At 40.8% G+C, this 13,713-nt stretch carries 13 protein-coding genes and 1 CRISPR repeat array (1 of these 14 running past the window's edge); of the genes, 6 read left to right on the top strand and 7 right to left on the bottom strand.

Features of this window, described 5'->3' with window-relative positions:
- Positions 1 to 122 precede the first annotated feature (122 nt).
- The 3 genes from WA1_RS12645 to WA1_RS12635 all read left to right on the top strand — a co-directional run bounded on the left by WA1_RS12645 (position 123) and on the right by WA1_RS12635 (position 3,229).
- Complete coding sequence (locus WA1_RS12645; RefSeq protein ID WP_017745105.1) at positions 123 to 845, top strand: response regulator; 723 nt, start codon at positions 123 to 125, stop codon at positions 843 to 845.
- A gap of 248 nt (positions 846 to 1,093) precedes the next feature.
- Positions 1,094 to 2,767 carry a SpoIIE family protein phosphatase gene (locus tag WA1_RS12640; protein ID WP_017745104.1) on the top strand — a complete coding sequence of 558 codons (1,674 nt, stop codon included), beginning with the start codon at positions 1,094 to 1,096 and terminating at the stop codon, positions 2,765 to 2,767.
- Between the two features lie 3 nt (positions 2,768 to 2,770).
- Entirely contained in the window at positions 2,771 to 3,229 is a 459-nt protein-coding gene (locus WA1_RS12635; protein WP_017745103.1) for an ATP-binding protein, read from the top strand.
- 14 nt (positions 3,230 to 3,243) lie between these two features.
- On the opposite strand, the gene WA1_RS12630 is transcribed toward WA1_RS12635, so the two are convergent.
- Complete coding sequence (locus WA1_RS12630; RefSeq protein WP_017745102.1) at positions 3,244 to 3,669, bottom strand: nuclear transport factor 2 family protein; 426 nt, start codon at positions 3,667 to 3,669, stop codon at positions 3,244 to 3,246.
- Positions 3,670 to 3,980: 311 nt separating this feature from the next.
- On the opposite strand from WA1_RS12630, the gene queG reads away from it, so the two are divergent.
- Positions 3,981 to 4,949, top strand: coding sequence for a tRNA epoxyqueuosine(34) reductase QueG (queG, locus tag WA1_RS12625; protein ID WP_017745101.1), 969 nt, complete (start codon positions 3,981 to 3,983; stop codon positions 4,947 to 4,949).
- 184 nt (positions 4,950 to 5,133) lie between these two features.
- Positions 5,134 to 5,769 carry an HAD-IA family hydrolase gene (locus tag WA1_RS12620; RefSeq protein ID WP_017745100.1) on the top strand — a complete coding sequence of 212 codons (636 nt, stop codon included), beginning with the start codon at positions 5,134 to 5,136 and terminating at the stop codon, positions 5,767 to 5,769.
- A 66-nt stretch (positions 5,770 to 5,835) separates the two neighbouring features.
- On the opposite strand, the gene WA1_RS12615 is transcribed toward WA1_RS12620, so the two are convergent.
- Positions 5,836 to 6,084: a hypothetical protein gene (locus WA1_RS12615; RefSeq protein ID WP_017745099.1), complete on the bottom strand. Its 249-nt coding sequence runs from the start codon at positions 6,082 to 6,084 to the stop codon at positions 5,836 to 5,838.
- 404 nt (positions 6,085 to 6,488) lie between these two features.
- On the opposite strand from WA1_RS12615, the gene WA1_RS12610 reads away from it, so the two are divergent.
- Positions 6,489 to 7,022 carry an orange carotenoid protein N-terminal domain-containing protein gene (locus tag WA1_RS12610; protein WP_017745098.1) on the top strand — a complete coding sequence of 178 codons (534 nt, stop codon included), beginning with the start codon at positions 6,489 to 6,491 and terminating at the stop codon, positions 7,020 to 7,022.
- Between the two features lie 4 nt (positions 7,023 to 7,026).
- Here the strand turns inward: WA1_RS12610 and WA1_RS12605 are convergent, their stop codons facing one another.
- The 5 genes from WA1_RS12605 to WA1_RS12585 all read right to left on the bottom strand — a co-directional run bounded on the left by WA1_RS12605 (position 7,027) and on the right by WA1_RS12585 (position 11,518).
- On the bottom strand, positions 7,027 to 7,794 hold the full coding sequence (locus WA1_RS12605; protein ID WP_017745097.1) for an ABC transporter ATP-binding protein: 768 nt from the start codon (positions 7,792 to 7,794) through the stop codon (positions 7,027 to 7,029).
- A gap of 38 nt (positions 7,795 to 7,832) precedes the next feature.
- Complete coding sequence (locus WA1_RS12600) at positions 7,833 to 9,050, bottom strand: ABC transporter permease (RefSeq protein ID WP_017745096.1); 1,218 nt, start codon at positions 9,048 to 9,050, stop codon at positions 7,833 to 7,835.
- On the bottom strand, positions 9,047 to 10,522 hold the full coding sequence (locus WA1_RS12595; RefSeq protein WP_017745095.1) for an efflux RND transporter periplasmic adaptor subunit: 1,476 nt from the start codon (positions 10,520 to 10,522) through the stop codon (positions 9,047 to 9,049). Before WA1_RS12595 ends, WA1_RS12600 begins: the two co-directional genes overlap by 4 nt.
- A 367-nt stretch (positions 10,523 to 10,889) precedes the next feature.
- The gene (gene vapC, locus WA1_RS12590) at positions 10,890 to 11,291 is read right to left on the bottom strand and encodes a type II toxin-antitoxin system tRNA(fMet)-specific endonuclease VapC (RefSeq protein ID WP_017745094.1); all 402 of its coding nucleotides are present in this window, start codon (positions 11,289 to 11,291) and stop codon (positions 10,890 to 10,892) included.
- Positions 11,288 to 11,518, bottom strand: coding sequence for an antitoxin (locus WA1_RS12585; protein WP_017745093.1), 231 nt, complete (start codon positions 11,516 to 11,518; stop codon positions 11,288 to 11,290). The genes vapC and WA1_RS12585 overlap by 4 nt, the downstream gene beginning before the upstream one ends.
- Positions 11,519 to 11,725: 207 nt before the next feature.
- Positions 11,726 to 13,713: direct repeats of the CRISPR family, unit length 37 nt; unit sequence GTTTCAATCCCGCGAACGGGTTTCATTTATTTGAAAG (it continues 469 nt past the right edge of the window).

Raw genomic sequence — 13,713 nt, 5'->3', positions numbered from 1 at the left:
GTTACTGACACATCAAACCGAGAATATTAGTAAATTATACTTGATGATTGATAGAGAGGTGAACGCCGCTATCAATAATACTATACTCGTTTTACAGCTAGAGCGTAGGGACAAGAATTGTTATGACTAAAATTCGTGTTGCTTTGATTGAGGATCACGATCTAACTCGTGTAGGTATTCGGACAGCTCTCTTGCAAAAAGAAGAGATTGAGGTTGTAGGAGAAGCTAGCAATGCTACTGACGGATTGAAAATGTTAAAAACGCTACAACCTGATATAGCTATTGTTGATATAGGTTTACCAGATAAAGATGGAATTGAGCTAACAAAAGATCTGAAATCGACAGGTGGGAATGAGTCAGCCACAAAAGTACTGATTTTAACTTTGCGGGATAACAAAGAAGCTGTGTTGGCAGCTTTTGCTGCAGGGGCTGATTCTTACTGCATGAAGGATATTAAGTTTGATAATTTGCTGGAAGCTGTACGCGTAACTTACAATGGCAACGCTTGGATCGATCCGGCGATCGCTCGTATTGTACTGCAACAAGCACGGCAAAATCCCCCCAGTTCTGAAGTATCGTTAGCTAGTGCCAAGCTGGCTGCGACTGGTTCAGAATCTGTTGAGGGAAAAACGGAGGAAAATATCGATTCCTATACTTTAACGGAAAGGGAGTTGGAAGTCTTGCAGTTGATTGTGGAAGGCTGTAGCAACGCGGTGATTGCGGAAAGGCTCTACATTACGGTTGGAACTGTGAAAACTCATGTCCGAAATATATTGAACAAGCTATGTGCTGATGACCGAACTCAAGCAGCCGTTCGGGCTTTGCGTTCTGGGTTGGTAGGATAAGAATAATTTCAGATTGTGGCGAGTTTAAGGAATTTATCAGTAAGATATATCGTCATGAATAACAATTATTGCCTTTGTTACAATGCTACACATTTGATTAACCTATTGTTAATAAATAGCAGGTAATAAGTAGGTAAGCGGGAATAAACAAAACTATGTTAGCAAATGTAAAAATGCCAGAAACTCTTATCAGTGACCAGTGACTAGTGACCAGTGACCAATAACAAATGATTTTTGACCAATGACAAATGACTGATACAGAGGAAGGTAAACTGAGGCTCATGGTAGTAGACGATGAGCCAGATAATTTAGATTTACTCTACCGTACTTTTAGGCGAGATTTCCAAGTATACAAAGCCAGTAATGCCCTCACTGCCATAGAAATCTTGGATAAAGAAGGTGAGATGGCTGTGATTATCTCTGATCAGAGAATGCCAGATATGAACGGCACTGAACTTCTCAGTCGTACTGTGGAAAGGTTTCCAGATACTATTCGGATTCTCCTAACTGGTTTTACAGATGTCGAAGACTTGGTAGAAGCAATCAACTCCGGTCAGGTATTCAAGTACATTACCAAACCTTGGAAACCAGAGCGACTTAAGGAAGTTGTCGAACAAGCGGCTGATATATATCGAGTTGTTAAGAAACGAACTCAAGAGTTAACTCACGCTTTGCGGCGAGAATCGCTATTCAATGCTGTAACAACAGCAATTAGAGAGTCGTTAGACTACCACAGTATGCTGCAAAAAATAGTAGCAACTATCGGTCAGACCTTTGAAGCGAGTTGCTGTCAACTGAAACCCGTGGAAAGCGATCGCCTGACAATAGGTTTATCTTACTACCAAGATCCCAGATCGCGAGAAACGGATTTTACCTGCGCTCTCGATCCTCTAATAGAAAAAGTTTTAGAGACCAAGCAATACCAATTTGCACTCACTATCCGAGATGATAAAGACTACCAGCAATTAGTTGTGCCTCTTGTGTACCAACAACAGTTGCTTGCAGTCCTTGCTCTCAATCAATACAAACATATCCGGCACTGGCAAGAAGAAGATATTAAACTCATTACGGGTGTTGCCGAGCAAGCTGCATTAGGGCTGTTTCAAGCAAAACTGTACCAGCGCTTGCAAGAAAAACAGGAGCAGATTCATACTGAGTTAGAGGTTGCCCGCCAAATTCAAAATAACATTCTGCGTCAAACCATGCCCGATATCAAAGGTTTGCAGGTGCAAGCCTGTTGCTATCCAGCCCGAGAGGTGGGAGGTGATTTTTTTGAAGTTTTTGCCCATCCCAAAGGAGATTTATGGTTAGCAGTAGGTGATGTTTCAGGTAAGGGAGTTCCAGCTGCTTTGTTTATGGCTAGTGCTATTTCGGTATTGCGTCGGGAATTATCTCAAGAAAGCCCACCAATGCCAAATGTGGTGATGCACAATCTCAATCAAGCTATGGGTAACGATCTAATCAGCAACAATTGCTTTATTACTCTCGTCTTAGCACGTTACACTCCTAGCACTAGAGAATTAGTCTATGCTAATGCAGGGCATATCTATCCACTTCATTGGTCATCCCAGGGAAATTTAGCAGAATATCCTCAGTATCTTAAAACACGCAGCGTTCCTTTGGGTATCCTACCAATATGGATGTCAAAGTACGGACAATTAGTGCTTGCACCCGGAGATATCCTGCTGCTAGCAAGTGATGGTATTACTGAAGCCATGGTTTCACAAAAGACGCCTTTAACCGTAAATTCTTTGGGGAGCCTTCAACCAGTCAGCCGTTCTATGCTAAATCAAGAGGGGTTGTGGCAGCTTTTAAAAGAGGAACCGCAACCTCTCAACCTTAAATCTCTACTTGCTCGCATCCAGCCAGATAATCAAGTGCAGGAGGATGACCAAACTATTCTTTCGCTCGAGGTTTTGTAAATCATGAAAAGTGAGCTTCACGTACCAAGCGACTTAAAATTTTTAACCATAGTAGAAAGTTGGTTGCTCGGATGCTTAGAAGTCCATCTCAAAGACTCGGTTGATTGGTCAACGCAATCAAGTCGCTTACGCTTGGCTTTAGTGGAAGCCTACTCTAATGTAGTGTGTCATGCTCATAAAGACCAACCACTACTACCCGTTTTGCTTCGTTTGGAACTAAAAGACAGGGATATTGCCTTGGAAGTTTGGGATCGCGGTGAAGGCTTTGATTTGTCGAACTACTTCCCTCCTTCCCCCTCTGACAAGCAAGAAGGAGGATATGGTTGGCTGATTATAAATCGTTTAATGGATAAGGTTGAATATCAACTACAAGTCAATGGTGGTAATTGTCTCAAGTTAGAAGTCAGTTTACCAGAGGCAGTACAAACCTTATCTCAACCCACATGTCATCTAAAAGCGTAGTCAACCACTAACCATTAACTCTTTTGTAGAGCCAGTAACTCTTGGGGAGAAGCCAACAATTTTATCTTTGTATAAACAATTTGTCGTTGTTGATTAAGGGTAAAGAACCACAAAACATTCACACCACACCAAGATGTTTGTGCTTTACCTGTCACTTGGAACTGAATTTGCTCCTCATCCAATGCTTCGGAAATGCCTTCACGAGGAGCAGCTTTAATACCTTGAGCGTCTTGTTGCAAATAACGTGCGATCGCATCTCGTCCGACGATACCAGATTCAAAAGGGGGATGCATAACTCCGTCTTCTGCAAACAAGGCAGCAGTTTCCTCAAACTCTCCCATGTTTAAAGTTTGAAAATAGCGCAATAGAGTTGGCTCTGCAACTCCCTCAATCTGAAATTGTTCGCCAACCTCTGGAGATATGAATTTGGCAGCAGTCATAAATATACCTGTAGCGTATGGCTTAATTATTAATTGAATAAAAAAGTAGTTGTTTATGAAAGCTGCTTTTGGAGTATTTCCTTATATATAGGAATCCGATTTGATTTTTGAACAATTGCTGAGCCTGAGAAACCCGGTATCTCCCAGATACCGGGTTTCTTTATTTCACGATTCAATTATAATTGCTATCATTTATTTACAAATGGCAAATAAAATTTACATATACCAGTATTGGGAAAAAGAAATAAGATATTGTCCAACTCATGTATGATAGACGAGCAAAGCCTATGGCAAACTTTTAGATAAGGGAAATGAATCGATCCCCAGGAACACGTAGCAGTGAGATTAAAGAAAAAGCCCTAAGTTTGGGATTTCACAAAGTGGGCATTGTTGCTGTGGATGGGGCTGAAAGTGCAGAAAATCAGAGGTTACAAGCGTGGCTGGCGTTGGGTTATCACAGCAGCATGGAATGGATGACTAACCCCAAGCGCCAGGATATTTTTAGTGTCATGCCAGAAGTTCGTTCCGTAATTTGTGTTGCTCTCAACTATTACACTTCGCACCAGCGTCCTGAAGGACAAGAGTATGCCAAGATTTCTCGTTATGCTTGGGGAAGGGACTACCACAAGGTCATGCATAAAAAACTCAAAGCTTTAACAACGTGGCTGCAAGAAAGCGATGAGACAGTGCAAGCCCGTTATTATGCAGATACTGGTCCAGTTCAAGATAAAGTCTGGGCGCAAAAAGCTGGAATAGGTTGGATTGCTAAAAATGGCAACGTCATCACTCGCGAATACGGTTCTTGGGTTTTTTTAGGAGAAGTGCTGACAAATCTAGAGTTAGAATGCGATCGCCCCCACACCCAACACTGCGGAAATTGCACTCGTTGTATGGACGCCTGTCCCACAGGTGCTATTATAGAGCCATTTGTGATAGATGCCAATCGATGTATCGCTTACCATACGATTGAAAATCGCAATGAAGAATTACCCGAGACAGTAAAATCCAATTTACAAGGCTGGGTTGCAGGTTGTGATATTTGTCAAGACGTTTGTCCTTGGAACCAGCGTTTTGCCAAAGAAACAGATATTCCAGAGTTTCAACCGTACCCTGGGAATATTGCACCAAAGCTGGTAGAATTGGCGGAAATATCAGATCGAGACTGGGATAAACGATTTCCAGCATCAGCCTTGCGACGGATTAAGCCAGAAATGTTACGACGAAATTCTCGTGTTAATCTGGACGCATTAAAAAGCATGAAGGGTAAGGATAAAGCATGAAGGGTAAAGGATGAAGCATAAAAGATGAAAGATTCAGGAGGTCGGATGAAGGATGAAGGATGCAAGATAAATTACATTCCATAACTTCATATTTTATATTTCACGCTTTGCACTTCTTTACATACCTCATAGTTTTTACCTTCACCTTCCTGTGATACTTCATACTTCATACTTTATACTTCAGATGATTCAGAAAGTCATTATTTTTGATTTTGATGGTACTGTTGCGGATACGCTTGATGCCCTTGTAGTTATTGCCAATCGCCTTGCTGAAGAGTTTGGCTATATACCGATCGCGCCAGAAGAGCTTGCTCTTTTGAGAAACCTCAGTTCTAGGGAAGTTATTAACTATTCAGGTATTTCAGTTTTTAGAATACCATTTCTAGTGAAAAGGGTGAAAGCAGCGTTAAAAAATAAAATCAAAGAATTAAAACCTATTTTAGGGATTAAAGAAGCTCTGATAAAACTTAAGAGTGAAGGTCATAGGTTGGGAATTATTACTTCTAATTCTCAAGAGAATGTTAGAGATTTTCTGAACGCGAATGAATTAGATAATCTGTTTGAATTTATTTATTCAGGAGTTACTATTTTTGGTAAAACTACAATAATTAACAACGTTTTAAGACAGAAGCAAATCAAGCTTCAAGAGGCTATTTATGTTGGAGATGAAACCAGAGACATAGAAGCATCTAAAAAAGCAAATATCAAAGTTGTAGCAGTCACTTGGGGATTCAATTCACAAGAAGTTCTTGCACAACAAAATCCAGATTTTCTCATTAATCATCCAAGTGAATTGTTAGAAGTTGTAAAGAAATGTTAGTTGTTAGTTGTTAGTTGTTAGTAGGAAATAACAGCAACTAACCACTAACCACTAACCATTAACCATTTAGACTGCTCCCGTGCTTGTTTCTCCCGATGTGCGTAATTTCCGGTCTGGTGCAGTTGCTTCAGACGCAGCTTTTGCACCTTCACCAGTGCGATCGATATCACTAACACTCAATTGCTGCGCTGCTTGATAATCGGCTTCAATATCAACTTTTGGTGTTTTCTCTTCACCACTCACCATGTTCTCTGCTGCTAATTGTGCATCATGGGTAGGAGCTTGGGATGGATTGGGTTTAATTTCTTCAGGCATAGGTCACCTCGTAGGTAATTTTTCCAATGTAGCGATTGTATCAAGGCCATATGCTTTGTGCTTGGCATCCTAAGGTAGATTTTTACCTCTATTAAAAGGCTGATAAAATATTTTTTTTGAATCTCTTTCTCTTGGTGGTGGAATTAGATTGTCAAACTTTGATACGCCTTAGTAACAAGTAAGAGTTACAGGAATCATAAATGATTTATGAAAAAATCTCAGTACTGTAGGTAGGGCTATGCCGCACACAAACTTTATGTGTGCGGCATAGCCCTACCTACATAGATTTCAAAAATCAAATAGGATGGCTATAGTAGTTAGTGGTTAGTTGCTGTTAGTTCCTACTAACAACTAACAACTAACAACTTACTACTAACAATTTTAAATAACTTTGGAGATACATTATGACTGCAAGTTACAATAAACAAGCCCCCCAAGCTTTAAGCAATGAAACTCAAAAAGTAGTTGATGCATTTAATCGTTTGGATACTGATGCTAAACTTGCTTGGTTGTATTATGTCTATAAAAAAATGGGCAATTCTATTACTCCAGCTGCACCCGCAGCTGCAGAACCAGAACTAGCACCAAAACTTGTAGGTGATGAATATCTTCAACTATCTGACGATAAACAATTAGCAATTATGCGACAAGTTGTGAATCGTGAGGACACGGAATACTCTCGTGCATACGGTGCAATAAAAGAAAACAACCAGCTTTTTGTCTGGTTCGCATGGGCAGTTGCTATGGGTCAGAGCGTAGTTGATATGCCAGCAAATTACAAAGCAACTGATGCAATTAACAATGTACTTTCTCAAATAGAAGGATTGGAATTTGAACAACAAATGTCTGTATTGCGGACAATTGTTGGACAAATGGGTTACACCGATGTTAAGCCCATAGAAACACAAGCTCAAACTGGTAAAACATCTAGTTTGTAAATTGCTAATGGCTATTAGCCATCTGAGTTAAATCGGATGGAGTTAAGTTGGAGTGAACAATTTGACCATCACGAAACCAAACGATGCGCCTAGTTTGACGGGCAACATCTGGTTCGTGAGTTACCATGACAACGGTAATACCACTAGCATTCAGTTCGCCAAAGATATTGAGAACTTCTTGAGTAGTGCGCGAGTCAAGAGCACCTGTGGGTTCATCGGCGAGGAGGACAACGGGACGCGTGACGATCGCCCTCGCAATTGCTACCCGTTGTTGCTGTCCTCCAGAGAGTTGGTTTGGTTTATTGTTAAAACGTTTTTCCAAACCAACTCTTTTAAGTGCTTCAGCCGCCCTGTCGCGACGTTCGCTTGATTTGACCCCAGCGTATACCATTGGCAACATCACATTTTCTATTGCAGAAAGTTGGGGTAACAGGTGAAATTGTTGGAACACAAACCCCAATTTTTTATTGCGAATATGTGCCAAGTCCGTATCATTCATTTGAGCAACATCGACATTATCCAAATAATAATGTCCTGACGTGGGGCGATCTAAACAACCAATGATGTTCATGGCTGTAGATTTACCAGAACCAGAAGGTCCCATAATGGAACAATATTCGCCTTCTTCTATAGTGAGATTAACATCGTCAATCGCCCGCACTTCAGTTTCACCACTGCCATAGACTTTAAAAATATTTTCTAACCGAATAATAACTGTTTGGGGAACAGTTGTCAGTTGTGAGGTTTGAGTTTTTAGTTTATTATTTGTCATTTGTCACTAGTCACTGGTCACTGGTCACTGGTCACTGATTAAGCACTTCTTAAAGCTACGATTGGATCGAGTTGAGCAGCACGACGTGCGGGAACAATACCAAAAAACAAACCAATAGCACCCGAAATACCAACAGCAGTTGCGATCGCAAAAGGCGAAATCCCTGCTTCTAATGGAGTCAAAGCTGCTACTAGCACAATACCACTGACACCAACCGCAGTTCCAATCAAACCACCTGCAGCTGAAAGAATCACGGCTTCAATTGTAAATTGCAGCAAGATATCTTGAGGAGTTGCACCAATAGCTTTACGCAAACCAATTTCATGAGTTCGTTCGCTCACGGAGACAAGCATAATATTCATAATGCCGATACCACCAACGAATAGAGAAATTCCTGCGATTGCTGCTAGCATAGTTGTCAAAGCGCCAGTGATTTGACTGATAATTTGCAGTGCATCTTTCTGACTTTGGAGACTAAAGTCATCTTCGGTAGTAATTTTATGCCGCAGGCGCAGCAAGTTGGCAATCTGAAATTCTGCTGCATCAACACTGTTGCTATCACGTGCAGAAGCAACGATATAATCTAGGGCGATGCCGTAGGGAGAATTTTTGCCCACGAGTCGGTTTGCTGAAGTTGTAATTGGGACTAAGGCTGCTTCATCGTAGTTTGCGCCAAGACTTGAGCCTTTTGCTTCCAATACACCAATTACTTGAAAACTAGAACTTTTAATCCGCAACTGCTCGCCTACCGGGTTACTGTTACCAAATAATCTTTCTGCTAACTCAGCACCCAGTACAGTGACTTGATTGTTACGCTTCAAGTCGATTTCTGTAAAAAAGCGCCCTTTGGTCGTGTCAAAATCTCGTACCAATGGAAAGCTGGCTGTTGTACCAATAATGTTGACGTTGGTGTTTTTATTACGACTTGTAACAACGTATCTCCTGTTTAACTCTGGAGCAACTCCTGCGACTGTTGGGACTTGAGATGCGATCGCTTCTGCATCTTCCAACACTAAGTTTTTCGGCACTTCGTTGGAGATGCGTTGGGTTTCGCGATTCCCAGGAATGACAAACAGCACGTTTGGACCTAAAGACTCCAACTGTTTGTTAACGTATTTTTGCCCACCCTCACCAACACCAATCATGGCAATGACTGAGGCATTACCGATAACAATACCTAACATTGTGAGGGCGCTACGTAATTTATTTGACAGCAGGGTTTTGCCTGCCATTTTAACGCTTTCTAGGATGTTCATTTTTTCTGCTGTTCTTGCATCTTCTGAATTTTGTAGTTAGGTGGTGGGTTGAGGAAGATGCGATCGCCCTGTTTCACACCATCTAAAATCTGAGTTTGGTCTTGAACTTGTGCTCCAATAGTCACTGAACGGAACTGAGGTTGATTTTTCTCATCCGGTACCAAGACACCTGTCTCACCTTTCTCTGTCACAATTGCGACTGTTGGTACTAACAAAGCATCTTGTACCTTGTCCCCCAAGAACGTCATATCTACATTCAAGCCAGAACGCAATTTATCTACACCAGTATCAATTGCCACTTTCACTTGGAACAGAGTGACACCTTCTTCCTTAACTGCTTCAGGAGCAATCAGGCGAACATGACCTTTAAAAACCTGGTCGGGATAGGCATCAGTCACAATTTCTACCTGCTGACCCTGTTTGATTCTACCTATATCCGCTTCTGGGATACTAGCCAGAACTTCCAAGCCTCGTGCGACAGCCACAACTGAACTCGAAGTAGCCGATGCACTTGTAGATGCAGAAGTTGTTGGTGTTACATAGGCACCAACATTGGCATACTTTTGGGTGACAACTCCTGAGAAAGGAGCGCGGATAATTGTATTATCTAAACTTACTTGCTCTGCTTTGAGTTGAGCTTGAGAAGCAGCAACAGCCGCTCGGCGTTGAGCTATTTCCTCAGAACGAGTGCCACTTTCCAAAAGCTGTAAAGAGGCGCGTGATTCGGAGACAGCCGCTTCTCTACGAGAGATTTCCTCAGAACGAGTCCCACTTTGTTGGAGTGCCAAGCGTTTTTCAGCTTCTCGCAAATTTGCCTTAGCAGAGTTATCTTCGCTAACAGCTTGGTCTAGTAATTGTTTTTTCTCCGCACCCTGTTGATACAAATATCGATAACGCCTCACCTGTTCGCTCGTGTAATCTGCTCTTGCTTTCGCTGCATCTACTTGAGCTTGAGCTTGAGAAATTTCTTGGGGACGATTACCTGCTTTTGCTTCAGCAAGTTGCGCTTCTGCTTGTGCCAAACGTGCTTTAGATTGGGCAATTTCTTGAGGGCGATTTCCAGCAAGGGCTTGGTCTAACTGAGCTTGGGATTGTGCTAAGTTAGCACGGGCTTGAAGGATGCGAGCTTGAATGTCTGCGCTATCCATTTTGGCAATAATTTGCCCCTGCTGGACTTTATCGCCTTGTTCAACGTACAACTCTACAAGAGTTCCAGAGTTTTTCGGGCTAATGTTTACGGTTTGGATTGGGACAACCTTACCACTCGCGGAAATTCTTAAAACGACATCTTTTGCTCCTACTGGGATAGTGAGGGCTGTAATGTCTTGTTTTTTTGCCGCTTGTTCGATAACTGCATTGTATGTTGTGGCAGTACCTGCAACTAAAGCACCAGTTGTTACGAGAGCGATCGCCCAACGTAAGGGGTGTTTAACTTTTTTATTTATGATAGGAATTTCTAAATATGTAGTCATGTTACTAATAATGTATTCTTTTTGACTTAATAATTTTAATAAAAGATTTAACTTTCCTTCATAATATTTGGTTCTGCTTGTATATGGCTTCACCTGAATGGATGACTTTTACTGGAGAGTGTTGGTGAGAGCCAGTTGCAATAGTGGCACAGTATTTGTTGATTTTTGGTTGAGAACTCACCTCATTTGCCTGAGCGATTAGAAATCGCGGCTATACAAGCAAAACCCGCCTACGCGGGTTTAAAAAATCTACAAAGGTTCATATACTTGTATATACGTTTGTTCTTATCTAGAGAACTTTTGGAGAACAATTAGACCACTGCGATCACTATACTATTAACAATCAAAACTCTTCTTCCTTAATGGACTAATCAACCCAATTTTCTAACATCAGTGCTGGGATTCGCGATAATTCTCTCACGTTATTGGTGACTAAAATTAAGCCCAGACTAATCGCTTGAGATGCGATGAGCATATCCATTGAACCAATTACAATTTCTTGGTGCTCTAACTCTGCTCGAGTTTTTCCATAGGTTTGTGTTGCTTGCTCATTAAAAGATACAACTTGTAAAGGAATTAGAAATTGAGTCAGCGCTATCCGATTTTGTTCCTGACGTTGACTTTTGTACACACCGTATTCAAGTTCTGCAATTGTAAGTGATGAAATTCCTACATCAGAAATATCTAACAATTGAAATTTATCTAGTACTTTCTTTGGTTTACGTTTAATAATATAGATGCAAGTATTTGTATCTAACAAAAATCTCATTCCAGAACTTCTCTTTCTTCTAAATAAGGCTGTTCTCTATTTTCCATAAAATCTTCAGAGAAAAGATTTAAGCTATCAAATAATGTTTGCCACGGGTTTTCTTTAGAAATCAGTACAACAGCATTACCTATTTTTTTAATGTAAACTTCATTACCTTGTAATTGATAATCTTTAGGTAAGATAACTGTTTGTTTATCTCCATTCATTATTAATTGAGTAGTATTCATTTTTTAGCCTCCCAATTTACTTAATTTGAGCACAATTCCTCCCGTAACTTCAATCGCTCTCATTGAGTGCTTGCCTCATTTTGTAGTATATCCTAGCATGAGTCGTTGAGTTAGCCCACTCAACTAGAGCGAGTGTTGAACGGGTGCAGGCAGAGTAAGTAGGTTCTCAACGAAAATGTTGTGATTATTCGCACCAAAAATCGCTCTTTTTCAATCCCGCGAACGGGTTTCATTTATTTGAAAGGCTCATTTGATATCGCTCAGCAAATGTATCCAGGAATGTTTCAATCCCGCGAACGGGTTTCATTTATTTGAAAGATTTAATCCCTCTGCGGACAATTTTTGAGGCTCGTTTCAATCCCGCGAACGGGTTTCATTTATTTGAAAGCCGTGACTATGCAAAAGACCAAGTTAAACGAACTTTAGGTTTCAATCCCGCGAACGGGTTTCATTTATTTGAAAGCTATCAACAGCAGCAAAAGAACAACATTGATGACGGGTTTCAATCCCGCGAACGGGTTTCATTTATTTGAAAGCAATTTTTCCTTGGGGGCGAGTTTTAGGAATTGTGCGTTTCAATCCCGCGAACGGGTTTCATTTATTTGAAAGTGCTGTCTCTAACTTTAGTTTATCTCCTGGTGAAGTGTTTCAATCCCGCGAACGGGTTTCATTTATTTGAAAGAAGAATTATTCAAATGTAGGTGTTGCGGATGGATTTATGTTTCAATCCCGCGAACGGGTTTCATTTATTTGAAAGATTCACGCATTTCACGAACTGTGATTGATTGAGGAACCGGTTTCAATCCCGCGAACGGGTTTCATTTATTTGAAAGCACTATCCCCGAAACCGATGAAATATAAATCTAACGTTTCAATCCCGCGAACGGGTTTCATTTATTTGAAAGCTAACGAAACCCAATTTTGTCTTGGTAATAAATTGTTTCAATCCCGCGAACGGGTTTCATTTATTTGAAAGTTTAATGGCTCAACAATCATTGCGGTTGGCTCAACAATGTTTCAATCCCGCGAACGGGTTTCATTTATTTGAAAGGAATTTACTCTTGAGAATTACGCTAAACTATTGATGTTTCAATCCCGCGAACGGGTTTCATTTATTTGAAAGAGCAATGCGTTGCCAGTTTTGACCCACAGTACTTGTTTCAATCCCGCGAACGGGTTTCATTTATTTGAAAGCATGAAATACCCCCATAACAAAGTATGCTTTCATTTTTCGTTTCAATCCCGCGAACGGGTTTCATTTATTTGAAAGGTTTGTGGATCGTCGATTTAGAGAGACTCAAAAGCTGTTTCAATCCCGCGAACGGGTTTCATTTATTTGAAAGTTGTGGCTGAGCAAGTCAACGGAACCGACCGGTTTCAATCCCGCGAACGGGTTTCATTTATTTGAAAGTTCCAACAATTCAAAAATGACAAAGATAAATGGTTGTCGTTTCAATCCCGCGAACGGGTTTCATTTATTTGAAAGGTAGAAAAACAAAACGTCGTTCCGCATAAAATCAATGTTTCAATCCCGCGAACGGGTTTCATTTATTTGAAAGTCACTTTCAAATTTCGTGAGAAATTGTTCCGGAGGTTTCAATCCCGCGAACGGGTTTCATTTATTTGAAAGTACTTCTGGTATGTCTGCTTCTTATACTCTTACTTGTTTCAATCCCGCGAACGGGTTTCATTTATTTGAAAGCATCTACAACAGGTATATCAGGTTTAACTTGAAGTTTCAATCCCGCGAACGGGTTTCATTTATTTGAAAGTGAGACATATCCAGCTTTAATTGCAAACTCCTCGTTTCAATCCCGCGAACGGGTTTCATTTATTTGAAAGGCTTGAAGCCCCAAAGGGGTATTGGTGGATGGATATCGGTTTCAATCCCGCGAACGGGTTTCATTTATTTGAAAGCTATGATGACCTCAAGCAAAATAGGTTGCTATGTAAATGTTTCAATCCCGCGAACGGGTTTCATTTATTTGAAAGTTATCCAGCTGGATATACAGAGGTTTATGCTAAGGGGGTTTCAATCCCGCGAACGGGTTTCATTTATTTGAAAGTTGAGAAGAACCTCCTAATAAAACAGCGCTTGACTCGTTTCAATCCCGCGAACGGGTTTCATTTATTTGAAAGTTCTGTACTATCGCTGTAGTATCTGGAGTAATATTGATAGGTTTCAATCCCGCGAA

The organism is Scytonema hofmannii PCC 7110 (assembly GCF_000346485.2).
Classification (GTDB): domain Bacteria; phylum Cyanobacteriota; class Cyanobacteriia; order Cyanobacteriales; family Nostocaceae; genus Scytonema; species Scytonema hofmannii.
The sequence above is the reverse complement of the archived record's forward strand: the minus strand, read 5'-3'. Positions and strand labels throughout refer to the sequence as shown.

What these genes read in the sequence shown, in the direction of transcription:
- WA1_RS12630 (WP_017745102.1), bottom strand. Translation starts at nt 3,669, where the DNA reads ATGACTGCTGCCAAATTCATATCTCCAGAGGTTGGCGAACAATTTCAG.
- WA1_RS12640 (WP_017745104.1), top strand. Translation starts at nt 1,094, where the DNA reads ATGACTGATACAGAGGAAGGTAAACTGAGGCTCATGGTAGTAGACGAT.
- WA1_RS12600 (WP_017745096.1), bottom strand. Translation starts at nt 9,050, where the DNA reads ATGAACATCCTAGAAAGCGTTAAAATGGCAGGCAAAACCCTGCTGTCA.
- WA1_RS12585 (WP_017745093.1), bottom strand. Translation starts at nt 11,518, where the DNA reads ATGAATACTACTCAATTAATAATGAATGGAGATAAACAAACAGTTATC.
- WA1_RS12595 (WP_017745095.1), bottom strand. Translation starts at nt 10,522, where the DNA reads ATGACTACATATTTAGAAATTCCTATCATAAATAAAAAAGTTAAACAC.
- queG (WP_017745101.1), top strand. Translation starts at nt 3,981, where the DNA reads ATGAATCGATCCCCAGGAACACGTAGCAGTGAGATTAAAGAAAAAGCC.
- WA1_RS12620 (WP_017745100.1), top strand. Translation starts at nt 5,134, where the DNA reads ATGATTCAGAAAGTCATTATTTTTGATTTTGATGGTACTGTTGCGGAT.
- WA1_RS12615 (WP_017745099.1), bottom strand. Translation starts at nt 6,084, where the DNA reads ATGCCTGAAGAAATTAAACCCAATCCATCCCAAGCTCCTACCCATGAT.
- WA1_RS12610 (WP_017745098.1), top strand. Translation starts at nt 6,489, where the DNA reads ATGACTGCAAGTTACAATAAACAAGCCCCCCAAGCTTTAAGCAATGAA.
- WA1_RS12635 (WP_017745103.1), top strand. Translation starts at nt 2,771, where the DNA reads ATGAAAAGTGAGCTTCACGTACCAAGCGACTTAAAATTTTTAACCATA.
- WA1_RS12605 (WP_017745097.1), bottom strand. Translation starts at nt 7,794, where the DNA reads ATGACAAATAATAAACTAAAAACTCAAACCTCACAACTGACAACTGTT.
- WA1_RS12645 (WP_017745105.1), top strand. Translation starts at nt 123, where the DNA reads ATGACTAAAATTCGTGTTGCTTTGATTGAGGATCACGATCTAACTCGT.
- vapC (WP_017745094.1), bottom strand. Translation starts at nt 11,291, where the DNA reads ATGAGATTTTTGTTAGATACAAATACTTGCATCTATATTATTAAACGT.